The sequence below is a fragment of the Pseudomonas sp. LPB0260 genome (assembly GCF_013388395.1).
This window is the reverse complement of record NZ_CP058247.1, coordinates 41,994-68,666: the sequence shown is the minus strand read 5'-3', so window position 1 is coordinate 68,666 and position 26,673 is coordinate 41,994. Positions and strand designations below refer to the sequence as shown.

26 protein-coding genes are annotated in these 26,673 nt (G+C 65.6%); 21 read left to right on the top strand and 5 right to left on the bottom strand.

All coding sequences use genetic code 11. The features are described 5' to 3' along the window. The first annotated feature begins 48 nt into the window (after positions 1-48). Positions 49-816 carry a methyl-accepting chemotaxis protein gene (locus tag LPB260_RS29195; RefSeq protein ID WP_371926173.1) on the top strand — a complete coding sequence of 256 codons (768 nt, stop codon included), beginning with the start codon at positions 49-51 and terminating at the stop codon, positions 814-816. Between the two features lie 181 nt (positions 817-997). On the opposite strand, the gene uraH is transcribed toward LPB260_RS29195, so the two are convergent. Next, on the bottom strand, positions 998-1,351 hold the full coding sequence (gene uraH / locus LPB260_RS00290) for a hydroxyisourate hydrolase (protein ID WP_208706662.1): 354 nt from the start codon (positions 1,349-1,351) through the stop codon (positions 998-1,000). Between the two features lie 116 nt (positions 1,352-1,467). Here uraH and LPB260_RS00285 point away from each other — a divergent pair, with 116 nt between their 5' ends. The 12 genes from LPB260_RS00285 to LPB260_RS00230 all read left to right on the top strand — a co-directional run bounded on the left by LPB260_RS00285 (position 1,468) and on the right by LPB260_RS00230 (position 14,021). Continuing rightward, positions 1,468-1,782, top strand: coding sequence for a hypothetical protein (locus LPB260_RS00285; protein WP_208706661.1), 315 nt, complete (start codon positions 1,468-1,470; stop codon positions 1,780-1,782). Continuing rightward, positions 1,772-2,704, top strand: a complete 933-nt coding sequence (gene puuE / locus LPB260_RS00280) for an allantoinase PuuE (protein ID WP_208706660.1) — start codon at positions 1,772-1,774, stop codon at positions 2,702-2,704. Before LPB260_RS00285 ends, puuE begins: the two co-directional genes overlap by 11 nt. Continuing rightward, entirely contained in the window at positions 2,701-3,216 is a 516-nt protein-coding gene (uraD, locus tag LPB260_RS00275) for a 2-oxo-4-hydroxy-4-carboxy-5-ureidoimidazoline decarboxylase (protein ID WP_208706659.1), read from the top strand. Before puuE ends, uraD begins: the two co-directional genes overlap by 4 nt. A 50-nt stretch (positions 3,217-3,266) precedes the next feature. Beyond that, on the top strand, positions 3,267-4,262 hold the full coding sequence (alc, locus tag LPB260_RS00270; RefSeq protein ID WP_208706658.1) for an allantoicase: 996 nt from the start codon (positions 3,267-3,269) through the stop codon (positions 4,260-4,262). 60 nt (positions 4,263-4,322) lie between these two features. Further along, positions 4,323-4,826 (top strand): ureidoglycolate lyase, encoded by a 504-nt coding sequence (locus LPB260_RS00265; protein ID WP_208706657.1) that lies wholly within the window; start codon positions 4,323-4,325, stop codon positions 4,824-4,826. A 49-nt stretch (positions 4,827-4,875) separates the two neighbouring features. Next, positions 4,876-6,165, top strand: coding sequence for a urate hydroxylase PuuD (locus LPB260_RS00260; protein ID WP_208706656.1), 1,290 nt, complete (start codon positions 4,876-4,878; stop codon positions 6,163-6,165). A gap of 186 nt (positions 6,166-6,351) precedes the next feature. After that, positions 6,352-7,902, top strand: coding sequence for a cation:proton antiporter family protein (locus LPB260_RS00255; RefSeq protein WP_208706655.1), 1,551 nt, complete (start codon positions 6,352-6,354; stop codon positions 7,900-7,902). 260 nt (positions 7,903-8,162) lie between these two features. Further along, the gene (locus LPB260_RS00250) at positions 8,163-8,402 is read left to right on the top strand and encodes a hypothetical protein (RefSeq protein WP_208706654.1); all 240 of its coding nucleotides are present in this window, start codon (positions 8,163-8,165) and stop codon (positions 8,400-8,402) included. Positions 8,403-8,491: 89 nt separating this feature from the next. Then, on the top strand, positions 8,492-9,364 hold the full coding sequence (locus LPB260_RS00245; RefSeq protein WP_208706653.1) for an outer membrane protein OmpK: 873 nt from the start codon (positions 8,492-8,494) through the stop codon (positions 9,362-9,364). 396 nt (positions 9,365-9,760) lie between these two features. Beyond that, positions 9,761-11,239: an NCS1 family nucleobase:cation symporter-1 gene (locus LPB260_RS00240; RefSeq protein WP_208706652.1), complete on the top strand. Its 1,479-nt coding sequence runs from the start codon at positions 9,761-9,763 to the stop codon at positions 11,237-11,239. Between the two features lie 559 nt (positions 11,240-11,798). Next, complete coding sequence (locus LPB260_RS00235) at positions 11,799-12,545, top strand: aspartate/glutamate racemase family protein (RefSeq protein WP_208706651.1); 747 nt, start codon at positions 11,799-11,801, stop codon at positions 12,543-12,545. A gap of 48 nt (positions 12,546-12,593) precedes the next feature. Next, the gene (locus LPB260_RS00230; RefSeq protein WP_371926097.1) at positions 12,594-14,021 is read left to right on the top strand and encodes an NCS1 family transporter; all 1,428 of its coding nucleotides are present in this window, start codon (positions 12,594-12,596) and stop codon (positions 14,019-14,021) included. A gap of 65 nt (positions 14,022-14,086) precedes the next feature. Here the strand turns inward: LPB260_RS00230 and LPB260_RS00225 are convergent, their stop codons facing one another. Both LPB260_RS00225 and moaA read right to left on the bottom strand, forming a co-directional pair. After that, entirely contained in the window at positions 14,087-14,905 is an 819-nt protein-coding gene (locus LPB260_RS00225; RefSeq protein WP_371926096.1) for a substrate-binding periplasmic protein, read from the bottom strand. A gap of 77 nt (positions 14,906-14,982) precedes the next feature. Then, the gene (gene moaA / locus LPB260_RS00220) at positions 14,983-15,978 is read right to left on the bottom strand and encodes a GTP 3',8-cyclase MoaA (protein ID WP_208706649.1); all 996 of its coding nucleotides are present in this window, start codon (positions 15,976-15,978) and stop codon (positions 14,983-14,985) included. Positions 15,979-16,201: 223 nt separating this feature from the next. On the opposite strand from moaA, the gene LPB260_RS00215 reads away from it, so the two are divergent. Beyond that, on the top strand, positions 16,202-16,849 hold the full coding sequence (locus LPB260_RS00215) for a TetR/AcrR family transcriptional regulator (protein ID WP_208706648.1): 648 nt from the start codon (positions 16,202-16,204) through the stop codon (positions 16,847-16,849). Positions 16,850-16,917: 68 nt separating this feature from the next. Here LPB260_RS00215 and LPB260_RS00210 read toward each other — a convergent pair whose 3' ends face one another. Both LPB260_RS00210 and LPB260_RS00205 read right to left on the bottom strand, forming a co-directional pair. Then, a complete protein-coding gene (locus LPB260_RS00210; protein ID WP_208706647.1) occupies positions 16,918-17,358 on the bottom strand; it encodes a heme-binding protein in 441 nt (146 codons plus the stop codon). A 158-nt stretch (positions 17,359-17,516) separates the two neighbouring features. Then, positions 17,517-18,422 (bottom strand): LysR family transcriptional regulator, encoded by a 906-nt coding sequence (locus tag LPB260_RS00205; protein ID WP_208706646.1) that lies wholly within the window; start codon positions 18,420-18,422, stop codon positions 17,517-17,519. A 116-nt stretch (positions 18,423-18,538) separates the two neighbouring features. Here LPB260_RS00205 and gcl point away from each other — a divergent pair, with 116 nt between their 5' ends. The 7 genes from gcl to LPB260_RS00170 all read left to right on the top strand — a co-directional run bounded on the left by gcl (position 18,539) and on the right by LPB260_RS00170 (position 26,595). After that, positions 18,539-20,314, top strand: a complete 1,776-nt coding sequence (gene gcl / locus LPB260_RS00200; protein ID WP_208706645.1) for a glyoxylate carboligase — start codon at positions 18,539-18,541, stop codon at positions 20,312-20,314. A gap of 57 nt (positions 20,315-20,371) precedes the next feature. Next, positions 20,372-21,154: a hydroxypyruvate isomerase gene (hyi, locus tag LPB260_RS00195; protein WP_208706644.1), complete on the top strand. Its 783-nt coding sequence runs from the start codon at positions 20,372-20,374 to the stop codon at positions 21,152-21,154. 24 nt (positions 21,155-21,178) lie between these two features. After that, the gene (locus LPB260_RS00190; RefSeq protein WP_208706643.1) at positions 21,179-22,069 is read left to right on the top strand and encodes a 2-hydroxy-3-oxopropionate reductase; all 891 of its coding nucleotides are present in this window, start codon (positions 21,179-21,181) and stop codon (positions 22,067-22,069) included. 231 nt (positions 22,070-22,300) lie between these two features. After that, the gene (locus LPB260_RS00185) at positions 22,301-23,575 is read left to right on the top strand and encodes a glycerate kinase (RefSeq protein WP_208706642.1); all 1,275 of its coding nucleotides are present in this window, start codon (positions 22,301-22,303) and stop codon (positions 23,573-23,575) included. Continuing rightward, the gene (gene pyk / locus LPB260_RS00180; protein WP_208706641.1) at positions 23,572-24,987 is read left to right on the top strand and encodes a pyruvate kinase; all 1,416 of its coding nucleotides are present in this window, start codon (positions 23,572-23,574) and stop codon (positions 24,985-24,987) included. Before LPB260_RS00185 ends, pyk begins: the two co-directional genes overlap by 4 nt. Positions 24,988-25,111: 124 nt before the next feature. Next, positions 25,112-26,032: an urea transporter gene (locus tag LPB260_RS00175; RefSeq protein WP_208706640.1), complete on the top strand. Its 921-nt coding sequence runs from the start codon at positions 25,112-25,114 to the stop codon at positions 26,030-26,032. Positions 26,033-26,232: 200 nt separating this feature from the next. Then, a complete protein-coding gene (locus LPB260_RS00170) occupies positions 26,233-26,595 on the top strand; it encodes a cupin domain-containing protein (protein WP_208706638.1) in 363 nt (120 codons plus the stop codon). Positions 26,596-26,673 lie beyond the last annotated feature (78 nt).

The window sequence follows — 26,673 nt, the reverse complement described above, 5'->3', positions numbered from 1 at the left end:
AAGCAGATCCACCACACCTCCGGCACCTCGGCCCAGGTCTCCGGCGACATGGCCGAGGCGGCTGGGCGCCAGCGCGAATCGGTCGACATGGTGTCCACCGCCTTCCACGAGATGGTCGCCACCGCCAACGAAGTGGCCCGCTCCTGCAGCCAGGCCGCCGACTCCGCCGACAGCGGGCAACGGCAGGCCCACGAAGGCCAGCTGCAGATCGACGCGGCGGTGCACAGCGTCGAACAGCTGAGCCGAGAAATCTCCCAGTCGGCCGCCGCCATGCAACAGCTGGAGCAGGACAACAACAACATCCAGTCGATTCTCGGCACCATCCGCTCGATCGCCGAACAGACCAACCTGCTGGCCCTCAACGCCGCCATCGAAGCGGCCCGCGCCGGCGAGCAGGGCCGCGGTTTCGCCGTGGTTGCCGACGAGGTGCGCGCCCTGGCCAAGCGTACCGCCGACTCGACCTCGGAGATCGACGGTCTGCTCAGCGGCCTGGCCCAGCGCACTCGCGAGATGGCCAAGCAGATGCACGCCAGCCTGGAGGTGTCGCAGCGCACCGTGGCCAGCATCAACGAGGCCAGCTCCAGCTTCGGCCTGATCCGCGAGTCGGTGGATGTGATCCGCGACATGAATGCGCAGATCGCCACGGCCGCCGAAGAGCAACACCAGGTGGCCGAGGACATCAACCGGCACATCACGCGGATCCACGGCGACGCGCAGCTGGTGGCCGGCCTGGCAGAGTCGGCGCGCAGCGACTCGCAGAACCTCTCGAGCCTGTCCGAGGAGCTCAACAGCCTGGTCCATCGCTTCCGCACCTGAGGCGAGAACGGACGCCCGGGCGCCCCGCATCATCGGACGTCCAGAACAGAAAGAGGCCGGCATCGCAGCCGGCCTTTTTTTGTGCCTGGGCAAGTCCCCCTCCACCCCCATGCATAAAAAAGCCCGCAGTGCGCGGGCTAACGACTCGTTGACGGAGTCAGAGGGTGACAAGCATTGGGTATCAGCTACCGCGATAGGTCGAATAGCTGTAGGGCGAAATCAGCAGCGGCACATGGTAGTGCTCCTGGCCGGCGTCGATGCCGAAGCGCAGCACCACCACATCGAGAAATGCCGGATCGGGCAGCGCCACGCCGCGCCCACGGTAGTAGTCGCCGGCGTGGAAGTGCAGTTGATAGACGCCGCTGCGATAGTCCGCGCCCTGCAGGATCGGCGCATCGCAGCGGCCATCGTGGTTGGTCCGCACGCTGGCGAGCAGCTCCAGCTGTTCACCTTCGACACGGTACAGCTCGACCTTCAGCGCGCTGCCCGGGCAACCGTGTGCAGCATCTAGAACATGTGTCGTCAATCGTCCCATTGGTTCCGGGCATCCGCGGCGACCTGGGGTCTCACGGACACCACTCCTCCTCTATTCTTGTCGGAAATCAGCGGCTCGCGCGGGCTGGAGCAGCCCCGAGTTCGGCGAAGCATAGCATGGCGAAGTTATTTAAAACAGTTTTCAGCAATATTGTATACAAGCAGTTAAGCTCCAGCACCTTGCCAACACTGCCAGCCTCGCCGTCGATGCTATCCACCCAGGCGAGCGCCCAATGGATCGCCGCGTTTGCTCCAAGGCCGACTGGCAGTCGATACTGGAGTGCTCGAAGCGAAAAACGCAGCGATTTTTTGATTTACAAAACACAATTGCTTTTGTATACAATTATCCCATCACGGTTGCGCAGCCATGAGAGCCATGGATTGCGCACAGACCGCAACATCGCCAAGAAGGAAGACTGCAGTGAGCGCTGACTATCCACGCGACCTGATCGGTTACGCCAACAACCCGCCCCATCCCCACTGGCCGGGCGATGCCCGCATCGCCCTGTCGTTCGTCCTCAACTACGAGGAAGGCGGCGAGCGCAACGTGCTGCATGGCGACAAGGAATCCGAGGCCTTCCTCTCCGAGATGGTGTCCGCGCAGCCGCTGCAGGGGGTGCGCAACATGAGCATGGAATCGCTCTACGAGTACGGCAGCCGAGCCGGCGTCTGGCGCCTGCTCAAGCTGTTCGACAAGCACGGCATCCCGCTGACGGTGTTCGCCGTGGCCCTGGCGGCGCAGCGCCACCCGGACGTGATCAAGGCCATGGTGGCGGCCGGCCACGAGATCTGCAGCCATGGCTATCGCTGGATCGACTACCAGTACATGGACGAGGCGCAGGAACGCGAGCACCTGCTCGAAGCCATCCGCATCCTCACCGACCTGACCGGCGAACGCCCATTGGGCTGGTACACCGGCCGCACCGGCCCCAACACGCGGCGTCTGGTCAGGGAGGAAGGTGGCTTCCTCTACGACTCGGACACCTACGACGACGACCTGCCCTACTGGGACCCGGCCAGCAGCCCAGCCAAGCCGCACCTGGTGATCCCCTATACCCTGGACACCAACGACATGCGCTTCACCCAGGTACAGGGCTTCAACACCGGCGACGATTTCTTCAACTACCTCAAGGACGCCTTCGACGTGCTCTATGCCGAAGGGCTGGAGGGTGCACCGAAGATGCTCTCTATCGGCATGCACTGCCGCCTGCTCGGTCGCCCGGCCCGCCTGGCCGCCCTGGCGCGCTTTATCGAGTACGCCAAGGGCCATGACAAGGTCTGGTTCGCCCGCCGCGTCGACATCGCCCGCCACTGGTACGCCACCCACCCGTTCAAGGAGGAGCGCGCGCAATGAGCCGCTTTCAGACCCTGACGCCGTCGCGACTCGACCGCGCGGACTTCGTCAACGCCTTCGCCGACATCTACGAGCACTCGCCCTGGGTCGCCGAGCAGGCCTATGAGCTGGGTCTGGACCCCAGTGTCGACGAAATCGAAGGCCTGCACCGGCGCATGGCCGAGCTGCTGCTCGGCGCCAGCCGCGAGGCCCAGCTGGCGCTGATCAACGCCCACCCGGACCTGGCCGGCAAGGCCGCGGTGCGCGGCGAGCTGACCGCATCCAGCACCTCCGAGCAGGCCGGCGCCGGGATCAGCGAATGCACCGCCGAGGAGTTCGCCCGCTTCACCGAACTGAATGATGCCTACAAGGCCAGGTTCGGCTTCCCCTTCATCATGGCGGTCAAGGGCAGCAACCGGCATCAGATACTGGCGGCCTTCGAGGAGCGCATCCACAACTCGCCGGAGCAGGAATTCGCCCGCGCCCTGAGCGAAATCAACCGGATAGCCCTGTTCCGCCTGCAGCAGCTCTAGGCGCCCAGGCACCGCCCCCTACAATCGCCACCACCCAAGGCAGAGACCACATGAAAGCTTACGCCGTACCCTTCGAGAAATACGTCAACCTGGCCGACGCACGCCTCGGCACCCAAGCCATCTCGGTCACCGACGACTGGTTCGCCGACGTCAACCGTCTGTTCCAACCGACCCCGGCGGTGTGGAAGGAAGGCGTGTTCGACGACAACGGCAAGTGGATGGACGGCTGGGAGTCGCGGCGCAAGCGCTTCGAGGGCTACGACAGCGCGGTGATCCGCCTGGGCGTGGCGGGCTCGATCAAGGGCGTGGACATCGACACCAGCTTCTTCACCGGCAACTTCCCGCCGTCGGCCTCCCTGGAAGGCTGCTTCGTCGCCGAGGGCGACCCGACTGACGCCACCGAGTGGACCGAGGTACTGGGCGCGGTCGAGCTGCAGGGCAACGCCCACCACTACCACGAGATCCACACCCAGCAGGCCTTTACCCACCTGCGCTTCAACATCTACCCGGATGGCGGCGTCGCCCGCTTGCGCGTCTACGGCATTCCGTTCCGCGACTGGTCCTCGATCGGCGACAACGAACAGGTCGACCTGGCCGCGGCCCTCAATGGCGGGCGCGCCCTGGCCTGCTCCGACGAACACTTCGGGCGCATGAGCAACATCCTCAACCCGGGCCGCGGCATCAACATGGGCGACGGCTGGGAAACCGCGCGCCGCCGCACCCCGGGTAACGACTGGGTAATCGTCGCCCTCGGCCACCCCGGCGAAATCGAGCGCATCGTCGTCGACACCCTGCACTTCAAGGGCAACTACCCGGACAGCTGCTCGATTCAGGGCGCCTTCGTCAAGGGCGGCACCGACAGCCAGATCGAGACCCAGAGCCTGTTCTGGCGCGAACTGCTGCCGAGCCAGAAACTGTCGATGCACGCCGAGCACGAATTCGTCGAGCAGATCCAGGCCCTCGGCCCGATCACCCATGTGCGGCTGAACGTTTTCCCGGACGGCGGCGTCAGTCGCCTGCGTCTGTTCGGCAAGGTCAGCAAGTAAGGCAACGGCCCCCGGTCTGCGGCCGGGGGGCATCACGCAATAGAGAACAAGTAGACCGACATGCGCAAACTGATCATCGAGCCCCTGAGCAAAGAAGCCTTCGCCCCCTTCGGCGACGTTATCGAAACCGAAGGCAGCGAGTTCTTCATGATCAACAACGGCTCCACTCGCCGCTACCACAAGCTGGCGACGGTCGAGACCGCGGAGCCTGGGGATCAGGCGATCATCAGCATCTTCAGTGCCGAGGCACTGGACATGCCGCTGACCGTGCGCATGCTGGAGCGCCATCCGCTGGGCAGCCAGGCCTTCGTGCCGCTGCTCGGCCACCCCTTTCTGATTGTGGTCGCGCCACTTGGCGATGCACCTGAATCGGAGTTGGTCCGCGCCTTCCGCAGCAACGGCAGGCAGGGCATTAATTACCATCGCGGCGTCTGGCACCATCCGGTGCTGACGATCGAAAAGCGGGATGACTTCCTGGTGGTTGATCGCAGTGGTTCCGGCAACAACTGCGATGAGCATTTCTTTACCGAGGCAGAGCAACTGCTCCTCGACCCCCACCAATAAGAGAAGCCCAGGGGACCGGCCTGCCGGCACTGGGAAAGAGGTACACACTGTGGAAGCACATTTGACTGAATGGCTGAACCTGGGCATCCGCTGGATCCATATGATCACCGGCATCGCCTGGATCGGCGCATCCTTCTATTTCGTCTGGCTGGAGAACAACCTCAACCGCAGCAACCCACGCGACGGCCTGGCCGGCGACCTGTGGGCCATCCACGGCGGCGGTATCTACCACCTGGAAAAGTACAAGCTGGCCCCGCCGAAGATGCCGGACAACCTGCACTGGTTCAAATGGGAGGCCTACTTCACCTGGCTGTCGGGCGTCGCCCTGCTGATGGTGGTGTACTACCTGAACCCTTCGCTGTACCTGATCGCCCCCGGCAGCGACATGGCCCCGGCCGTCGCCATCGCCATCGGCCTCGGTTCGCTGGTGGCCGGTTATGCGGCCTATCACGTCCTCTGCGACTCGCCCCTGGGCAAGCAGCCGGCGCTGCTCGGCGCGGTGCTGTTCGTCCTGCTGATCGCCGCGGCCTGGGGCTTCAGCCTGATCTTCAGCGGTCGCGCGGCCTATATCCATGTCGGCGCCATCATCGGCACCATCATGGTCGGCAACGTGTTCTTCACCATCATGCCGGCACAACGCGCCCTGGTTAAGGCCATCGAAGAGAACAGCGAACCCGACCCGGTATTGCCGGCCAAGGGCCTGCTGCGCTCGCGCCACAACAACTACTTCACCCTGCCGGTGCTGTTCATCATGATCAGCAACCACTTCCCGAGCACCTACGGCAGCCAGTACAACTGGCTGATCCTGGCCGGCATCGCGATTCTGGCGGTGCTGGTGCGGCACTACTTCAACACCCGCCACGACAGCAACAGGTTCGCCTGGACCCTGCCGGCCGCCGCCCTGGGAATGATCTGCCTGGCCTACGTCACCGCCCCGCTGCGCCCGGCACCGAGCGCCGCGCCTGTCGCGGCGGTCAGCAGCGAGCCGGCGGCCACCGTCGCCAAGGTCGAGGAGGTCGCGCCCGCCACGGCGCTCGCCGAGCCGAGCGCCGCCCCCGCAACGGCCCAAACCAGTGAGCCGCCCTTCGCCACGGTCAACAGCGTGATCCAGGAACGCTGCACCGTATGCCATTCGGCCAGCCCGAGCAGCCCGATGTTCAGCAGCGCGCCGGCTGGTTTTATGCTCGACACCCCGCAGCAGATCCAGCAACAGGCGGCGAAGATTCACGCGCAGAGCGTCGCCAGCCAGGTCATGCCGCTGGGCAACATCACCCAGATGACCCAGGAAGAACGCGACCTGATCGGCGCCTGGATTGCCCAGGGCGCGCAGATCAACTGAGCACAAGGCCCCAGGGCCGCACCGCGATCCAGCACAAGCCCGCCACCCGGCGGGCTTGTGTCATTTCTGGCACCAGCACGCCGCTCCCGCAGCGGCCTACGGGCCACCCGGCGACGCCGGCCAGGAGCGGCCCGCTACAATTGACTGGAGTCCACCGCCCACGCGAAAGCCGACAGGTACTTGCCGATGCTCGAAGCCAGCTGGATCGCCTTCGCCTTCATGCTGGGACTGGCCGCCCGCTTCATCGGCCTACCGCCCCTGGTCGGCTACCTGGCCGCCGGCTTCACCCTGGCGGGGCTCAGCCAGTACCTGCGCATCGGTCCCCTGGACAGCACCATCCTCAGCCATGTCTCCCACCTCGGCGTGCTGTTGCTGCTGTTCACCGTCGGCCTGAAGCTGAAGCTGAGCAACCTGGTGCGGCGCGAGGTGATCGCCGGCGGCCTGCTGCATTTCTTCATATCCAGCCTGCTGTTCCTCGGCGCCATCGTGCTGATCCTCGAGCTGCCCCTGCGCGAGGCGCTGCTGCTGTCGGTCGCCCTGTCCTTCTCCAGCACGGTGCTGGCGGCCAAGGTGCTGGAGAGCAAGCGCGAGCTGCGCTCCTTCCACGGCCGACTGGCCATCGGCGTGCTGATCATTCAGGACCTCCTCGCCCTGCTGGTGATGAGCCTGGCCAATGGCGACGCGCCCTCGCCCTGGGCCCTGCTGGTGTTCGCCCTGCCATTGCTGCGACCGCTGCTGTTCCGCCTGCTGGACGCCAGCGGCCACGAGGAATTGATGGTCCTGCTGGGGCTGCTGCTGGCCCTGGTCATCGGCGGCTACGGCTTCGAGTCCCTCGGCCTCAGTTCGGAACTCGGCGCCCTGGCGTTCGGCGCCATGCTGGCCAAGCACAAACGCGCCATCGAGCTGTCCAACGCGCTGTGGAGCATCAAGGAGGTGTTCCTGGTCGGTTTCTTCCTGCAGATCGGCATCAGCGGCCTGCCCGGGGCCGACGCCCTGGCGTTCGCCGTGGTCATGGCGTTGCTGCTGCCGCTCAAGGGCTTTCTGTTCTTCCTGTTGTTCGTGATGTTCCGCCTGCGCGCGCGCAGCGCCTTTCTCAGCAGCGTCAGCCTGACCAACTACAGCGAATTCGGCCTGATCGTCGCCAGCGTGGTACTGCCACAGTGGCTGATTCCCCTGGCCATTAGCGTGGCGTTGTCCTTCGTCATCTCCGCTCCGCTCAGCCGCCTCGCCCACCCGCTCTACGAGCGCCTGTCGCGCTGGCTGATCCCCCTGGAGCGCGACACCCGCCACCCCGACGAGCAACCGGTGTCGCTCGGCGATGCGCAGATCCTGATCGTGGGCATGGGCCGCACCGGCCGCGCCGCCTATGACTATCTCAAGGGCAAGGGCTTCGAGGTGGTCGGGCTGGACTCGGACCCGGTGGTCATCGAAGCCTGCGCCAAGGCCGGGCGCCGCGCACTGTTCGCCGATGGCGAAGACCAGATGCTCTGGCAACGCCTGGAAATGCCCAGCATCGAAGCGGTGGTCCTGGCGCTCAACGACCCGGAGACCAAGATCATCTCCATCGGCAAGCTGCGCGAACGCGGCTTTCCCGGGCTGATCGCCTCCCACGCCATGTACGAAGACATCGCCAAGCGGATCATCGAAGCCGGCGCCGACCGCACCTACCTGACCATGAGCGAAGCCGGCGCCGGCCTGGCCGAGCACGTCTTCCACGAACTGCGACGGGACGACTGAACCGCCCCTCCTTCACCCTCCCTCCTGGCAGCGCCCTCCCAGGACAACCTGCGCCGTGCCAGCGCGCCTGGCCGCCCTCAAGCGACCGGCGGCGTCTTTTTTTGTACACAATCGTGAAATACCTTGTTCCCATAACTGTGCCCACATTGTTATAGTCGGCACATCCTGACCGCTAAGACAGCTTTCTGGCGATCGGAAGGAGGCGCCGTGAAGCCTCGTGCAAGCCCATGACCATATAAAAACAACTGGCAGGCTCTGACATGACCACGACTCGTACGCCGAACACCCCAGCTCCGTCTGCCGCCAGCAGCGAGCCGATCCTCCCGCTGGTTGACCGCCCCGCCTGCGCGCCAGCCATCGCCCCCGCCCTGGCGCACCTGCTGGCCCGCCTGGTCGCTATCGGCGCCCGCCCCCTGACCCTGCTCGCGAGCGTCGCGACCTGCATCGAGGCGCGCGCCGTGCCAGCCATCGCGTGCGGCGCGGCCAACCGCAAAAGCTGAGCCAAGCGCTCCCGAATCCCCCCCTGCATCGCCCCGCGCCCAGCCGCGGGGTGGCAAACCCTGTCCGTCCTAAACCTGAGGAAACCCCGATGAAGCTCAAGCACCTCCCCCACTGCCTCGTCCTGTCTGCCGGCCTGCTCGCCGGCAACCAGGTCAACGCCGGCGACCTGATGTTCTGGCAGGACAACAGCCTGACCTACCTCAACGGCAGCAATTTCCAACGCCTGAACTTCAACGGCGAAGAGCAACGCTCGCAGACCACCTATACCTTCGAACACGCCAGCGGCTGGGTGTGGGGCGACGTGTTCTTCTTCCTCGACTACGTGGACGCCGACAACACCCAGTACCGCGGCAGCAACTTCGGCAACCTCGAAGTCAAGGAAAAGAACAGCTTCTACTACATGGAGTTCAAGCCGCGCATCAGCCTCAGCTGGCTGACCGGCCAGGATCTCTCGGTCGGCCCGCTGAAGGACGTCAAGGCCGCCTTCACCTATGAGAAAGGCAACGGTGGCCCCGGCACCGAGAACTACCTGTACGGCATCGGTCTGGATTGGGACGTGCCCGGCTTCGCCTTCCTCAACACCAACCTGTACCGGGTCAAGATCAACAACCACATCTTCTTCGACCACGACTTCAAGGCCAGCGACGCCGGCAACGGCTATGCCACCCAGTTGACCGTGGCCGGCGCCTACCCCTTCGCCATCGGTGCCCAGGACTTCGTGGTCGACGGCTACCTCGACTGGCGCTCGCCATCGAAGGAGGCCAACACCCAGACCTCCCTCGGTTCCTCGATCCAGGTCAAATGGGACGCCGGCAAGGCCCTGTTCGGCAAGGAGCGCCAGCTCTACGTCGGCACCGAGCTGAACATGTGGCACAACAAGTACGGCATGAAGCCGATCGACGGATCCACCGATGGCTTCGATCAGACCGCAGTGCAGGCACTGGTGCAGTATCACTTCTAAAGGCAACTGGCCGGCTGCCAGGTAGGCGGCATCCGGCAGCTAAACAGAAAAGGGGGCTACGCCATGCGTAGCCCCCTTTTTCGTCTGCTGCGTAGGTGTGGCCGACGGCGCCAAGGCGTCGCCCAGCGCGAGAATCGCGCACAGCAAACTGACTGCCTAGTCAAGTTTTTGTACTCATAAATCAATATTTATGTGCACAATTTTGTATTTTTTTATGTTCATGTGATTTTTTTATGTGTACAACATGCAAACGATCCTTCCACTTTCGCCAGTCGCCATGGCCCAGCACGCTGCTCGCCAAGGACTTGAACAACGAAATCCGAACGGAACGTGCCGACAATCCTCCTCAGATGCGCCCTTCGCCGGCGCCCAAAAACAAGACTTCAGGAGCTGTCCATGTCCTCACAAGACTTCCACATCAAGCAGATCGACACCTCGCTGCATAACGCGGACCTGGCGCCCCTGCCGCCCGCGCAACGCAAATGGGGCTGGTTCGAGATCTTCAACGTCTGGTCCAACGACATCCAGAGCCTGTTCGGCTACACCCTGGCCGCCACCCTGTTCATTTCCTACGGCTTGAACGGTTGGGCGGTGCTGGCGGGAATCGTCCTGGCCGGCTTCATCGTCATGGGCCTGGTGCAACTGACCGGCAAACCGAGCGTCAAGTACGGCATCCCCTTCCCGGTCATGGCGCGCGCCAGCATGGGCGTACGCGGCGCCAACTTCCCCGCCGTGGTGCGCGGCATCGTGGCGATCTTCTGGTACGGCGTGCAGACCTACTTCGCCTCCACCGCCGTGGCACTGTTGATCAACTCGTTGATGGGCAATGCCAGCGGCGCCGGCGCCACGTTCCTCGGCATGACGGCCGTCGGCTGGCTCTCCTATATGATCGTCTGCGCCTTCCAGGTCGCCCTGTTCATTCGCGGAATCGACTGGATCACCAAGTTCCTCAACTGGGCCGGCCCGCTGGTCTACCTGGTGATGATCGCGCTGATGCTGATGATCTGGTACAAGGCCGGTCCCAGCCTGCTCAGCGAGCTGGGCGAGATCTTCCGCGGCACCGGTGAGTACGCCGCCGGCCCGGTAGCGGCCTTTATCGCGGTGGTCGGCACCATGGTCGCCTACTTTGCCGCGGTGGTGATCAACTACGGCGATTTCGCCCGCTTCGTGAAGAGCGAGAAGCAGATGACCGCCGGCAACTTCCTCGGCCTGCCGGTCAGCCTGGCGATCTTCTCGATGATCGCCCTGGTCATCACCGCCGGCACCGTCGTGGTGTTCGGCGAAACCCTGACCAACCCCACCGACATCGTCGCCCGGGTCGACAACCTGACCCTGACCGTGATCGCTGCCCTGACCTTCTTCGCGGCCACGGTCGGCATCAACCTGGTGGCCAACTTCATTCCGCCGGCCTACGACATCGCCAACCTGGCGCCGGCCCATATCAGCGCGCGCACCGGCGGCTTCATCACCGCGGCCATCGCCTTCTTCATCGGCGCGCTGTGGGTATCGTTCATCAGCAACGTCGGCATCGCCGCCTTCGTCGACACCCTGGGTGCGGTGCTCGCGCCGCTGTACGGCATCATCGTCGCCGACTACTACCTGGTGCGCAGGCAGCACCTGGACCTGCAGCAGCTGTTCTCCGCCGAACCGGGCACTCGCTACCATTACGATGGCGGCTGGAATCGCAAGGCTATGATTGCCTTCGGCATCGCCTCGGTGTTCTCCGTCGCCTCGGTCTGGAGCCCCGCGCTGAGTAGCCTGTCCGGCTATTCCTGGATCTTCGGCGCGATACTCGGCGCACTCCTTCACTACCTGTTGATGCGCAAGCATTGCGTGGCCAACGGCAGCTCGGCGCCAGCCGGCTCGCCCAGCTGAGGCACACCCTTTGCCAAGCCGCGCGCCCAGGCGCGCGGCGTGCGTTCGGCAAGGAGCTTCCTCCATTCGCCTGCCCTGAGTTACCACGGACCACCGCAGCGGCCAGCTGCACGCCGCTGCGGTCGCCCGGTTCCGCACCGTAAGAACTCGCAATCTCCCGCTCCAGCATCAGGCCGACCGCCCCAGGCGGCCTGCGGCAGCGTCTTGCCCCCATGGCAACGACGCCATACCCGGCTGGCAGCACCTCCCCCTGACAGCCTGCCCCAGGCGCCACCTCGTCGCCGAGGCAGCCGACCTCCGCCGATGCTTCGGCAGCAGCGATAAGCGATAGGCAACTTAGCCTGGCTGGAATCGAGAAAAGGCGGCATTGGACGCAGGCGTCCAACAGACTGAATTGCATGGATATTTACTTCATATCCGGCCTTAAAGCTGACCGCACCGTCAACTTACTAGCACAGTTGAGCGATATTTTGTAGCCACAGATCTACTTTTTTCATTTCTATTTTAGTTTTTATTGTGTACAACATTGAATACAACCACTCACCAAGAAGAGGAAGCCATGAAGATTCGCGTCATCAACCCCAACACCACCGCCGCAATGACGGAGAAGATAGGCGCAGCCGCCATCCGCGTGGCCAGCCCCGGCACGCGGATAGTCGCCAGCAATCCGCGCAGCGGTCCGGAGTCGATCGAAAGCCACTTCGACGAGGCGATCAGCGCCGTCGGCGTACTCGAAGAGGTCCGCGCCGGCGAGCTCGAACAAACCGACGCTTACATCCTCGCCTGCTTCGGCGACCCCGGCCTGCTGGCTGCCCGGGAACTCACCCGCGCCCCGGTGATCGGTATCGCCGAAGCGGCCTTCCACCTCGCCGCGCTGATCAGCACGCGTTTCTCCATCGTCACCACCCTGGGCCGCACCGGGATCATCGCCGAGCACCTGCTGCAGAACTACGGCTATGCCCACCACTGTCGCCGGGTGCGGGCGGCGGAGATTCCGGTGCTCGATCTCGAGCACAACGGCAACCTGGCGCTGGATCGGATCATCGACGAATGCCTGCGGGCCAAGGCCGAAGACAACATCGGCGCCATCGTCCTCGGTTGCGGCGGCATGGCCGACCTGACCGCGCAGATCAGCGAAGCCGTCGGCCTGCCAATCGTCGAAGGCGTCACCGCGGCGGTGAAGTTGGCCGAGGCGCTGGCCAGCCTGCAGCTGGGCACCAGCAAGCATGGCGACCTCGACTTCCCGCGGCCCAAGGCCTTCAGCGGACAGTTCGCCTACCTCTCACCCGGGCAGCCGGGCCGCTAGCCACGGCACTGCCAGCGCTGACCATAGAGGGTCAGACGCGCTGCGACGATGGAATCAGGTAACGACACAACAAGAACAACGGGAACTTCAGTTCCCTGTACCGAGGTTCATACCATGCAAAACGAAACTGTCGCTTCACCGGCTCTCGGCTACGCACAGCCGGCAGCCAGCAAACCCGCCGGTGACGAATCACTGGCCCCGCAAGAAAAACGCATCATGGGCAGGCTCTCTTACCTGCTGGCCTGGTTCGGCGGCTGCGTGTCGATCGGCACCTTCGCCATGGGTTCGAGCATCGTCGGCACCCTCAACCTGCTGCAGACGGCGCTGGCCATCGGCATCGGCTGCTTCGTCATCGGCATCGCCCTGGCGCTCAACGGAGCGGCCGGCTACAAGTACGGCATCCCGTTCATGGTGCAGGCGCGCAGCGCCTTCGGCTTCGCCGGCACCCGCTTCCCCGGACTGGTCAGGGCGGTGCCGGCGATCGTCTGGTACGGCTTTCAGAGCTGGGTCGGGGCGGCGGCGATCAACGCCGTGTCGGCGACGCTGCTGGGCTTCGACAACATGATCTTCTACTTCGTGGTGTTCCAGTTCCTGCAGATCGGCCTGTCGATGTTCGGCTTCCAGGGCATCAAGTGGCTGGAGAACGTCGGCAGCGGCTTTATCCTGGTGTCGCTGGTGTACATGTTCTACAGCGTGATCAACCGCTACGGCGACGAGATCATGACCAATCTGGTCAACGTCGAAGGCACCTGGGGCCTGCCGTTCTGGGGCGCGACCATGCTGTTCCTCGGCATCTACAGCACCATGATGCTCAACGTCAGCGACTACTCGCGCGAGCTCAAGCAGGGCAGCGGCGCGGGCCTGCTGACCACCCTCTATGCCATGTCGATCCTGCCCTGCACCCTGTTCATGGGGCTGATCGGCCTGATGGTGTCCGGCGCCACCGGGGTGAATGACCCGATCCAGGTGTTCTCCAGCGCCGTCGACAACACCCCGCTGCTGGTGACCACCCTGCTGTTCATCGCCTTTGCCCAGGTGACCACCAACGTGCTGAACAACGTGGTGCCGCCGACCTACATCCTGATGGATGTGTTCAAGCTGCCGTTCCGCACCTCGACCATCATCGTCGGCCTGCTGGCCTTCGGCACCTTTCCCTGGGAGCTGGTCAGGGAAGAATCCTCCGCCGGCCTGCAGGTGTTCGTACAGACCTACTCCGCGTTCCTCGGGCCGATCTTCGCGGTGATGGTGGTGGACTACTTCATCATCCGCCGGCGCCAGCTGGATATCGGCAAGCTCTACGACGCGCACGGCCCCTATCGGGGCGTGAACTACGCCGCCATCATCGCCTCGCTGATCGGCGCCGCGGCGGCCCTGAGCCTGTCCTCGGTGTCCTGGTACGCCAGCCTGGTCCCCGCGGGCCTCAGCTACTACCTGATGATGCGCCACTGGTCGGCCTGCCAGCGATTCCGCAGCTGATAGAACTGCCGCCAGGCAGCCCCGTGGGCGATGCACCGGCCCATGGGGCTGCCGCGCGCAAGCCCTCACTCGCCGGTCTGCCTGGCCTTCTGCCGCTTGAGGAAGTCCACCTTCCACTGCTCCATGCCCATGTATTCCGAATCCAGATTGGCCTCCACCCGATACCTGGCCTTCAGCGCCGCCACCTCGCCGTGGCGCTCGAGCAGAAAGCGATCGAAACGCTGCAGCAGTTCGGCATGCCGCAGGCTGGACAGGTGAAAGGTGCCGCGGGTATGCGGCAGCTTGGGGTCGAACACCAGGGCGCCGGGGCGGGCACGAATGTTGTCGAGGTAATGGGTGGCGACCACCACGTTGAAGTAGGCGCCGTCGGTGTCCTGCTTCAGCGCCTGGTGGATCATCTTGCGCAGGTCGTCGTTGTAGGTCGGCACGATCTGCTGGGCGTCGATCCGTTCCTGATAGCCCCAGGGCGTCCAGCCGTCGACCATGGCCAGACGCTTGAGCTGCTCGAGTGGGCGGCCCTGGCGCTTCGGCGCGACCAGCACGCCATCGACATAGTTGACCACCGCCTGGCTGTAGTGCAGGTCCTTACCGTCCTTCTGCGCCTGGGCCCAATGGGCGCTGTCGGGGTACTTGAGGTCCACCTCTCCCGCCAGCAGCGCGGGCAGCAGGCGCGCCACCGGCAACGGCTTGTAGCTCAACTGGACACCGCTGTGCGCAGCGAAGGCGTCGAACAGCTCACGGGCAAAGCCCTGGTACTGGCCCTGCTTGTCGATGCTGTAGTGCGGGGCGAAAGCCAGCTCTTCCACGCCGATCACATAGCTTTCGGCACTGGCTCCGGTAGCGCCCAGCACCATCAGTAAACTGCAGACGCGAGTGATTTTCACAGCAACCCTCCTTCTTTTTGTTTTGGATCGGGGTGGCGCAACGGCGAGGGGCCAAGAAGTGCCCAGGTGGCGGCGAATCAGCCGCCGGTCATGCTCATGAACCTCACCACCTGGACCTGCTCGTCATTGGCGAAGTGATGGCGTTCCGGCTTGAGGCGCAAAGCATCGAGCAGCGCCCCGCGCAGGCGCTCGCGGTCGCCTGGGTAGCGACGGATCAGCGCCTTGAGGTCCAGGGCATGGTCGTGCCCGAGGCAGAGCACCAGCTTGCCCTCGGCGGTGACCCGCACCCGGTTGCAGTCGCCGCAGAAGTTGTGGCTGTGCGGTGAGATAAAGCCGACCTGGGTGGCGCTGCCCACCACCTGCCAATAGCGCGAGGGGCCGCCGGTCGCCCGATTGCTGCGCACCAGGGCGTGGCGCTGCGCGATGCGCTCGCGCACCTCGTCGCTCGAGCAGAAGGTGGCCTGACGACTGTGGCTGGAGATATCACCCAGCGGCATTTCCTCGATAAAGCTGATATCCAGGCCGCGCGCCATGGCGAATTCGAGCAGGTCGAGCACCTCATCGTCGTTGCGCCCCTTCTGCACCACGGTATTGAGCTTGATCCGGCGAAAACCCGCGGCCCGCGCCGCATCGATGCCGGCCAGTACCTGCTCGAGACGGTCGCGACGGGTGAAGGCGGCGAAGCGCTCGCGCCTCAGCGAATCCAAGCTGATGTTCAGCCGCGCGACCCCGGCGGCGCGCAGCTGCGGCGCCAGTTCGGCCAGCTGCGAGCCGTTGGTGGTGATGGCCAGGTCTTCCAGCTCGTCGCGCCGGCCCAGGCGCGCCAGCAGGCTCAGCAGGTTCTTGCGCACCAGGGGTTCGCCGCCGGTGATGCGGATACGCCTGACGCCCAGGCCGATAAAGGCATCGGCCACCGCGTAGAGCTCCTCCAGGCTGAGAATCTGCGCGCGCGGGGCGAACACCATGTCCTCGCCCATGCAGTAGGTGCAGCGAAAATCGCAACGGTCGGTGACCGACAGCCGCAGGTAGGTGATGCGCCGACCGAAGGGGTCGACCAGCTGGGGGTTGTGCACAGCGAGTCTCCTGTCGCCCAAGGAGCCGAGACATTTCTTGTGGTGAAGTGAACGAAGAAGGATGTAAACAGAAAAATCTATTTGTGTATACATTCAATTGACCGACAGGTCAGGAAAGCGCTGACAGGCCCATCAGCCGCCGGCTTGAGCGCTGCGCGAGGCCGGTGCTACCATGCCGGCCCGCCGCCCCAAGCAGGGCGACACCAGGAAATCGATAGGGCCTATGACCAGCATTCGCGAGCGCAACCAAGAGCTGATCCTGCGCGCAGCCAGTGAGGAGTTCGCCGACAAGGGCTTCGCGGCGACCAAGACCAGCGACATCGCCGCCAAGGCCGGCCTGCCCAAGCCCAACGTCTACTACTACTTCAAATCGAAAGAGAACCTCTATCGCGAGGTGCTGGAAAGCATCATCGAGCCGCTGCTCGCCGCCTCCGCGCCCTTCAACCAGCCGGGGCGCCCGGCCGAGGTGCTGGAGGCCTATATCCGCTCGAAGATCCGCATCTCCCGCGAACTGCCCTTTGCCTCCAAGGTGTTCGCCAGCGAGATCATGCACGGTGCGCCGCACCTGTCCGCCGAGCAGGCCGAGGAGCTCAACGCCCAGGCCCAGCACAATATCGCCTGCATCCAGCGCTGGATCGACCAGGGGCTGATGGCACCCGTCGACCCGCACCACCTGATGTTCAGCATCTGGGCGGCGACCCAGACCTACGCGGACTTCGACTGGCAGATTTCCACCGTCACCGGCAAGGCCAGCCTCAGCGACGAGGATTACGAAGCCGCCGCGCAAACCATCATCCGCCTGGTGATCAAGGGCTGCGAAGTCGACGCCAGCTCGGCCAGCAGCCCCTCCGAGCAGGTCACGGCCCGCTAGGCCCGCACCCGCGGCGCAGTCACCGCCTGCGCGCGCATTGGGCGGCTTCGCCGCCGTACCTCCTCCCCCTACCCGGCGATGCCTGCATCGGCCGTCAGTCCCTGGGCCTCCACAGCCCGGATGGCGCACTGCTCGTCGAGGTCCGAGGTATCGCCGCTGATGCCGACGGCCCCGATCAGCTGCCCCGCCGCATCGCGTATCAGCACGCCTCCTGGCGCCGGCACCAGCTTGCCATCGGCCAGGGTATTCACCGCGCCGATGAACGCCGGACGCTGCTGGGCATCGGCGGCGATCAGGCGCGAGCCCTTGCCCAGGGCGACCGCCCCCCAGGCCTTGCCGATGGCGATCTGCGGGCGTAGCAGGCTCGCGCCGTCCTCGCGCTGCAGACAGATCAGGTGACCGCCGGCATCCAGCACGGCAACGGTCAGCGGCGCCGCCGACAGCTCGCGGCCGATCGCCAGGGCCTGGTTGCTGATGGCTGTGGCGGTATCCAGGTTCAGGGTGCTCATGGTTTGTCCTCTCTCAGGCTGATGATCCAAAACCCTGCCCGCCGCACCGGCGCCCTTGGCCAAACGCAGCGCTGCAGATTGGCAGGCCGAGCAACTGTACACATGAATAATTTATTTGTTTACATTTAAATCGATCTTTTTGTATACAGTTATCCGCATCAACTCTCCCAATAGCCTGGCGTGTTGTAGATCGACTTCAGGTAGTCGATGAAGAACCGCACCTTGGCTGGCAGGTAGCGCTGCTGCGGATAGACGGCCTGGATGTCGTAGGCCGGCACGGCGAACTCGTCGAGCACCGTCACCAGCTGCCCGCGCTTGAGCTCGGCCTGGATCTCCCAGGTCGAACGCCAGCCGATGCCCAGCCCCTGTTTCACCCAGTTGTACAGGAGTTCGCCGTCATTACAGTCCAGATTGCCGGAAACCTTGATCGCCACCTGCTTGCCATCGCGCAGGAAGGTCCAGCCGCGCTGCTGCCCCCCCTGCAGGTTGAAGGCCAGGCAGTTGTGCTCGCTCAAGTCCTCCAGGGTTTGCGGCGCCGAATGACGCTGGAAATAACTCGGCGCACCGCAGACCACGCGGCGGTTAGGGAACAGCTTGATCGCCACATAGTTGGGGTCGGTGACCTCGCCGATACGGATGCCCATGTCGTAGCCCTGGCGCACCAGGTCGACCACGCTGTCGGTCAGGTTGAACGACAGCTTCAGCTCCGGGTAACGCGCCTGAAACGCCGGGGCGTGGGGAGCGATATGACGCCGGCCGAACGCCGCCGGCGCCGACACCACCAGGTGGCCGCTGACCGAATGCCCGCCGTGGGTGATGCTCGCGTCGGCCTCGTCGAAGTCGCGCAGCAGACCGCGGGCGCGCTCCAGATACTGCTCGCCCAGGTCGGTCAGGGACAGGCCGCGGGTCGAGCGATGCATCAACTTGACCCCCAGGTGGCGCTCGAGGGCATCGAGACGCCGCCCCATCACCACCGGGGTCACGCCTTCGGCCAGGGCGGCAGCCGCGAAGCTGCCGTGGTCGGCCACCAGAACGAAGCTGTGCAACAGGGTATGACGATCCATTCGATACTCCTGATATCGACAGAAATGAAGAGACCTGCAGTTTACCCCATAACTGCGGGCACGGCATGCTTTGACCACGTACAAAAAATATCGAATACAGCCTGGAGGATTCAATCATGGCGCGAATGAGAGCAATCGATGCTGCAGTGGCGGTAATGCGCAAGGAAGGTGTAGAGGTCGCATTCGGCGTACCCGGCGCGGCGATCAACCCGATGTATTCCGCGCTGAAGGCCGATGGCAGCATCCGCCACATCCTGGCCCGCCACGTCGAGGGCGCCTCGCACATGGCCGAGGGCTACACGCGGGCCAAGGCCGGCAACATCGGCGTGTGCATCGGCACCTCTGGGCCGGCCGGCACCGACATGATCACCGGCCTGTACTCGGCCTCCGCCGACTCCATCCCGATCCTCTGCATCACCGGCCAGGCGCCACGCGCCCGCCTGCACAAGGAGGACTTCCAGGCGGTGGACATCGAATCGATCGCCAAGCCGGTCACCAAGTGGGCCGTCACCGTGCGCGAGCCGGCCCTGGTCCCGCGGGTGTTCCAGCAGGCCTTCCACGTGATGCGCTCGGGCCGTCCCGGACCGGTGCTGATCGACCTGCCGTTCGACGTGCAGATGGGCGAGATCGAGTTCGACATCGAGACCTACCAGCCGCTGCAGGCGTACAAGCCCAGTGCCACCCGGGCGCAGATCGAGAAGGCCCTGGAGATGCTCAACCAGGCCGAGCGCCCGCTGATCGTGGCCGGCGGCGGCATCTACAACGCCGGCGCCGAGGCCCTGCTGCAGCAGTTCGCCGAGATCGTCGGCGTACCGGTGATCCCGACCCTGATGGGCTGGGGCTGCATCCCCGACGACCACCCGCTGATGGCCGGCATGGTCGGCCTGCAGACCAGCCACCGCTACGGCAACGCCACCATGCTGGCGTCCGACTTCGTGCTGGGCGTGGGCAACCGCTGGGCGAACCGGCACACCGGCTCGGTCGAGGTGTATACAAAAGATCGCAAGTTCGTCCACGTCGACATCGAACCGACCCAGATCGGCCGGGTCTTCTCGCCGGACTACGGCATCGTCTCCGATGCCGGTGCCGCCCTGGCCCTGTTCGTCCAGGTGGCCAGCGAGTGGAAGGCCGCCGGCCGCCTGAAGGACCGCAGCGCCTGGGCCGCCGATTGCCGCGAGCGCAAGACCACCCTGCTGCGCAAGACCAACTTCGACGACGTGCCGATGAAGCCGCAGCGCGTCTACCAGTGCATGAACAACGCGTTCGGCAAGGATGCCTGCTACGTCAGCACCATCGGCCTGTCGCAGATCGCCGGCGCCCAGTTCCTGCACGTGTACAAGCCGCGCCACTGGATCAACTGCGGCCAGGCCGGCCCGCTGGGCTGGACCATCCCGGCGGCCCTGGGCGTTCGCGTGGCCGACCCGCAGCGCAAGATCGTCGCGCTGTCCGGCGACTACGACTTCCAGTTCATGATCGAGGAGCTGGCCGTGGGTGCGCAGTTCAAGCTGCCCTATATCCACATCCTGGTGAACAACGCCTACCTCGGCCTGATCCGCCAGAGCCAGCGCGGCTTCGACATGGACTACTGCGTGCAGCTGGCCTTCGACAACATCAATGCCGGCGAGGTCGAGGGCTACGGCGTCGACCACATCACGGTGGTCGAGGGCCTGGGCTGCAAGGCCATCCGCGTGCGCTCCCAGGCAGAACTGCGCCCGGCCATCGAGCAGGCCGAGGCCTGGATGGCCGAGCACCAGGTGCCGGTGGTGATCGAGGTGATCCTCGAGCGGGTGACCAATATCGCCATGGGTACCGAGATCGACGCCATCAACGAGTTCGAGGCGCTGGCCAGCAGCCGGGCCGACGCACCGACCAGCATCATGGCGCTCGACTGACCCACTCCCGAGCCCGGAGTAACTCCGGGCCCTACCCGACCATTGAAGGAGCCCCCCATGCCCCGCTTTGCAGCCAACCTGTCCATGCTGTTCACCGAGGTGGACTTCCTGGACCGTTTTGCCGCCGCCGCCGAAGCCGGCTTCAGCGGCGTCGAGTACCTGTTCCCCTATGACTATCCGGTAGCGGAGATCAAGGCACGCCTGGACGCCAACGGCCTCGAGCAGGTGCTGTTCAACCTGCCGGCCGGCGACTGGGCCAAGGGCGAGCGCGGCATCGCCTGCCACCCCGAGCGGGTCGAGGAATTCCGCGCCGGCGTGGACAAGGCCATCGCCTACGCCAAGGTGCTGGGCAACACCCAGGTCAACTGCCTGGCCGGCATCCGCCCCCAGGGTCTGGATTGCGCCACTGTCGAGCAGTGCTTCGTCGACAACCTCAAGTATGCCGCGGAAAAACTCCAGGCAGCCGGCATCAGGCTGGTCATCGAGGCGATCAACACCCGCGACATTCCCGGTTTCTACCTGAACAACACCAGGCAGGCCCTGGCCATTCGCGACAAGGTCGGCAGCGACAACCTGTACCTGCAGTACGACATCTACCACATGCAGATCATGGAAGGTGACCTGGCCCGTACCGTGGCGGACAACCTGGCGGCGATCAACCACGTGCAGCTGGCCGACAACCCCGGCCGCAACGAGCCGGGCACCGGCGAGATCAACTACCGCTTCCTCTTCGAACACCTGGAGCGCATCGGCTACCAGGGCTGGATCGGCTGCGAATACAAGCCGGCCACCACCACCGTCGCCGGCCTCGGCTGGATGAAAGCGCACAACGCAATCTGAGCCCACTATCTAGGAGTGCATCTCATGGCAAAAATCGGATTCATCGGTACCGGCATCATGGGCAAGCCCATGGCGCAGAACCTGCAGAAGGCAGGCCACACCCTGTTCCTTTCCGAGCACCACGACCCGGCCCCGGCCGACCTGGTCGAGGCCGGCGCCATCGCCCTGGCCAACCCCCGGGAAGTGGCCCAGGAGGCCGAGTTCATCATCGTCATGGTGCCGGACACCCCGCAGGTCGAGGACGTGCTGTTCCGCCAGGACGGCGTGGCCGCGGGCGTCGGCGCCGGCAAGGTGGTGATCGACATGAGCTCGATCTCGCCGTCGGCCACCAAGGCCTTCGCCGCCAAGATCAACGCCAGCGGCGCCGAATACCTGGACGCCCCGGTCTCCGGCGGTGAGGTCGGCGCCAAGGCCGCCACCCTGTCGATCATGGTCGGCGGCGGCGAGCAGGCCTTCGAACGCGCCCTGCCGCTGTTCCAGGCCATGGGCAAAAACATCACCCGCGTCGGCGGCAACGGCGACGGCCAGACCGCCAAGGTGGCCAACCAGATCATCGTCGCGCTGAACATCCAGGCGGTGGCCGAGGCCCTGCTGTTCGCCGCGCGCAACGGCGCCGACCCTGCCAAGGTGCGCGAAGCGCTGATGGGCGGCTTCGCCAGCTCGAAGATCCTCGAGGTGCATGGCGAGCGCATGATCAAGGGCACCTTCGACCCGGGCTTCCGCATCAGCCTGCACCAGAAGGACCTCAACCTGGCCCTGTCCGGCGCCCGCGAGCTGGGCCTCAACCTGCCCAACACCGCCAACGCTCAGCAGGTGTTCAGCACCTGCGCGGCCCTCGGCGGCAGCAACTGGGACCACTCGGCGCTGGTCAAGGGCCTGGAGCACATGGCCAACTTCTCGATCCGCGAGGACTGAGGCGCACAACGAGCAACACACCGGCTGGCTGACCCAAGGTAGGTTGGGCCAGTCAGCCGGTGCCCTTTTCGATCTGCCCGGTTGGCGGTGTCACGGCCTGCCGGCCGGGTGGGTCGATTCCAGTCCATAGCCGCTGCCAGGCGGCCGCTGCGGACTGCAATCGACCAAAGCGGTGAGCCTCGCCCGGTGGCGTAGCCAGCCATAACAAGAGTCCAGACTCAGGAGTCCGCCATGTCCTTCGATCCGCAAAGCCTGTTGCGCGAGCTGTTCGCCACCGCCATCGACGCCGCCCATCCGCGCCAGGTGCTGGCCGACCATCTGCCGGCCGATCGCAGCGGCCGGGTCATCGTCATCGGCGCCGGCAAGGCCGCCGCCGCCATGGCCGAGGTGATCGAGCGCGAATGGCAGGGCGAGGTCAGCGGTCTGGTGGTGACTCGCTACGACCACGGCGCCGATTGCCGCAAGATCGAGGTGGTGGAAGCCGCCCACCCGGTGCCGGACGATGCCGGCGAACGGGTGGCCCGGCGGGTGTTGGCGATGGTCAGCAACCTCGAGGAGTCCGACCGGGTGATCTTCCTGCTGTCCGGTGGCGGCTCCTCCCTGCTGGCCCTGCCGGCCGAGGGCATCGGCCTGGCCGACAAGCAGGCGATCAACAAGGCCCTGCTCAGGTCCGGCGCCTCCATCGGCGAGATGAACTGCGTGCGCAAGCACCTCTCGGCGATCAAGGGCGGCCGCCTGGCCAAGGCCTGCTGGCCGGCCAGCGTGTACACCTATGCGATCTCCGACGTGCCCGGCGACGAGGCTTCGGTGATCGCCTCCGGCCCGACCGTGGCCGACCCGAGCACCTCGGCCGAGGCCCTGGCCATTCTCGCCCGCTACCAGATCGAGATTCCCGCCAACGTCCGCGCCTGGCTCCAGGACCCGCGCTCGGAAACGGTCAAGCCCGGCGATCCCTGCCTGTCGCGCAGCCACTTCCAGCTGATCGCCATGCCCCAGCAGTCCCTCGATGCCGCCGCCGCCAAGGCCGAGGCCGCCGGCTTGCCGGCCCTGATCCTCGGCGACCTGGAGGGCGAGGCCCGCGAAGTGGCCAAGGTCCACGCCGGCATCGCCCGCCAGGTGCTGCTGCATGGCCAGCCGCTCAAGGCGCCCTGCGTGATCCTCTCCGGCGGCGAGACCACGGTGACGGTGCGCGGCAATGGCCGTGGCGGGCGTAACGCCGAGTTCCTGCTCAGCCTGACCCACTGCCTCAAGGGGCTGCCCGGCGTCTACGCCCTGGCCGGCGACACCGACGGCATCGACGGCTCGGAAGACAACGCCGGCGCTTTGATGACCCCGGACAGCTACCGGCGCGCCGCGCGCCTGGGCCTGAACGCCAGCGACGAACTGGACGACAACAACGGCTACGGCTACTTCGCCGCCCTGGACCAGCTGATCGTCACCGGGCCGACCCGCACCAACGTCAACGATTTCCGCGCCATTCTTATTCTCGAGAGTCCAGCCCCATGAAAGCCGACAAGAAAGTAAAGATCCTCGCCACCCTCGGCCCGGCGATCAAGACCATCGACGACATCCGTCAGCTGGTGGAAAACGGCGTCAACCTGTTCCGCCTCAACTTCAGCCACGGCGAACACGCCGACCACGCCCAGCGCTATCGCTGGGTGCGCGAGGTGGAGCAGCAGCTGGGCACGCCGATCGGCATCCTCATGGACCTGCAGGGGCCCAAGCTGCGGGTCGGGCGCTTCGCCGAGGGCCAGGTCAACCTGGAACGCGAGCAGGCCCTGCGCCTGGACCTGGACCCCACCCCAGGCGACGCCCGGCGGGTCAACCTGCCCCACCCGGAGATCATCGAGGCCCTGCAGCCGGGGATGACCCTGCTGCTGGACGATGGCCGCCTGCGCCTGCAGGTGACCGCCAAGCATGCCGACGCCGTCGATACCCGGGTGATCGCCGGTGGCGAACTGTCCGACCGCAAGGGGGTCAACGTGCCCGAAGCCGTGCTGCAGCTGTCGCCGCTGACCGAGAAGGACCGCCGCGACCTGAGCTTCGGCCTGGAGCTGGGGGTCGACTGGGTGGCCCTGTCGTTCGTCCAGCGCCCCGAGGACATCCGCGAGGCCCGCGAGCTGATCCAGGGCAAGGCCTTCCTCATGGCCAAGATCGAGAAGCCCTCGGCGGTGCAGCACCTGGAAGAAATCGCCCGGCTCTGCGACGCCATCATGGTCGCCCGCGGCGACCTGGGCGTGGAGGTGCCGGCGGAAAACGTGCCGCGCATCCAGAAGGACATCATCCGCACCTGCCGCCAGCTCGGCCGGCCGGTGGTAGTGGCCACGCAGATGCTCGAATCGATGCGCTTCTCCCCGGCGCCGACCCGTGCCGAGGTCACCGACGTGGCCAACGCCGTGGCCGAAGGCGCCGACGCGGTGATGCTGTCGGCCGAGACCGCCTCCGGCGACTACCCACAGGAAGCGGTACAGATGATGAGCAAGATCATCCGCCAGGTGGAAGGCGGCCCGGACTTCCAGGCCCAGCTCGACGTCAGCCGCCCCCAGGCCGAGGCTACCGCCTCGGACGCCATCAGCTGCGCGATCCGCCGCATCAGCACCATCCTGCCGGTGGCGGCGCTGGTCAACTACACCGAGTCCGGCGCCTCCAGCCTGCGCGCCTCGCGCGAGCGGCCGAAGGCGCCGATCCTCAGCCTGACCCCCAGCCTCGATACCGCGCGCCGCCTGTCCGTGGCCTGGGGCGTCTACTCGGTGGTCAACGCGCGCCTGCACCAGGTCGAGGACGTCACCCGCACCGCCCTGGAAATTGCCCAGTCCGCCGGCCTGGCCAAGGCCGGCGACACCCTGGTGATCACCGCCGGCGAACCCTTCGGCCAGCCCGGCAGCACCAACAGCCTGCGCATCGAGACCCTGCACTGACCCGCTAACCGCTGCGGCCCGGGTCGATCTGGCCGCAGCCCCACGACTCCCACGCTGGCATCGCCAGTTTGCAGGCGTCCATCGTGCAAACGATGGGCGCCTCTTTTTATCCGGGTTCACGCGCATGCACGAACTGCCCTCGCCACATCACGCCCTGCGCGGTCTGCGCGCCCTGCTCAATGGCTTCAGCCAGGTCCTTCTGCAAAGCCATCCGGGATTCGGCCTGCTGCTAGTACTAGGCCTCGCCGCGGAGGCGCCGGCGCTGCTCGGCGGCGCCCTGCTCGGTGGCCTCAGCGGCATGCTCACCGCCCAACGCCGCGGCTACCCCCAGGCCGATATCGAGATCGGCCTGTATGGCTACAACGGCATCCTGCTTGGCCTGCTGATCAGCCTGCAGTTCGCCTGGTCGCTCATCGTGCCGCTGCTGATCATCGCCAGCGCCGGCCTGTCCAGCCTGATCCTGGCGCCTTGGATGCAGGGCATGCGCAAACGCCGTTGGTTGCCGGCCTTCACCTTTCCGTTCGTGGCTTTGAGCTGGTTGCTGCTGAGCCTGGCGCCCGCCATGGGCCTCCAGGCGCAGCCGGGGCCACTGGTCACGGCTGCAACCCTGGACTGGCTGGGTACGCTGAGCGGCATGGCCCTGGGGCTCGCCCAGGTGATCTTCCTGGACAGCCCCTGGGCCGGCCTGCTGATGCTACTCGGCCTGTTCCTGGCCGCGCGCCGCGCGGCGTGCTGGGCATTGCTGGGCTCGGCCTGCGGCCTGGGCCTGGCGCTGCTCCTGGGCGCGCCCCAGGAGCGGGCCCTCGCCGGGCTCTACGGCTACAACGGCGCCCTGGCGGCGATCGCGCTGAGCCAGGTGCAACGCAGACCCTGGGTAGTGCTGCTGGGCATCGGCATGGCCACGCTGCTGCAGCTGGGCTTGAGCAGTCTGGGGCTGCAGGCGCTGACCCTGCCTTTCATCCTCGCCTGCTGGCTGATCCAGACCGGCGCACAAGGCTGGCAGCGCGCGGTCAAGGCCGGCGTGCCCGGACGGCAATCCCACTGAGCAGGCGCCTGTCCTCCGGGCGCGTGGATCGCCCGGGGCGGATCGGTTGCCAGGGGAAACCGCCAATCGCTGCCTAATTACCGGCGGCAAGGCGTTTCCATGGCGCCCGGTGTCGCGCATGCGCATGGCACAGGCAACCCGCCCTGCTAGCGTAGAGCCCCATCCCTGCGGGCCCGCGCCCTCAACCGAGCGAGAACGACATGCTGCACAGCATCAAGCAAGGCATCACCCTGGAAGAACTGGAACCCAGCGGCACCCTCGAAGACATCGGCGTCGAGATGCTCGAAGGCGACAACGCCATGTTCGCCCTGACCACCTTCGCCACCGAAGACGAGTCGGTCAGCGCCGGCTACTTCGGTGTCCGCCGCAGCCGCTTCCGTCTGCCCTACACCTTCCACGAGCAGGCCGTGGTGACCCTTGGCGAGGTGAAGATCACCAACGAACAGACCGGCGAGACCGCCCACTACAAGGCGGGCGATGCCTTCTTCGTCGCCAGCGGCACCCCGACCCTGTGGGAAGTCGTGAGCGACAGCTTCACCAAGCACTACCTGGCAGTCGACTGACCACGGCGCGCGCCCTGCCGATACGCCGGGCGCGAGCGCTTCTCTGCTTGCTGCACACGCGCGCACGGCATTCGCCCC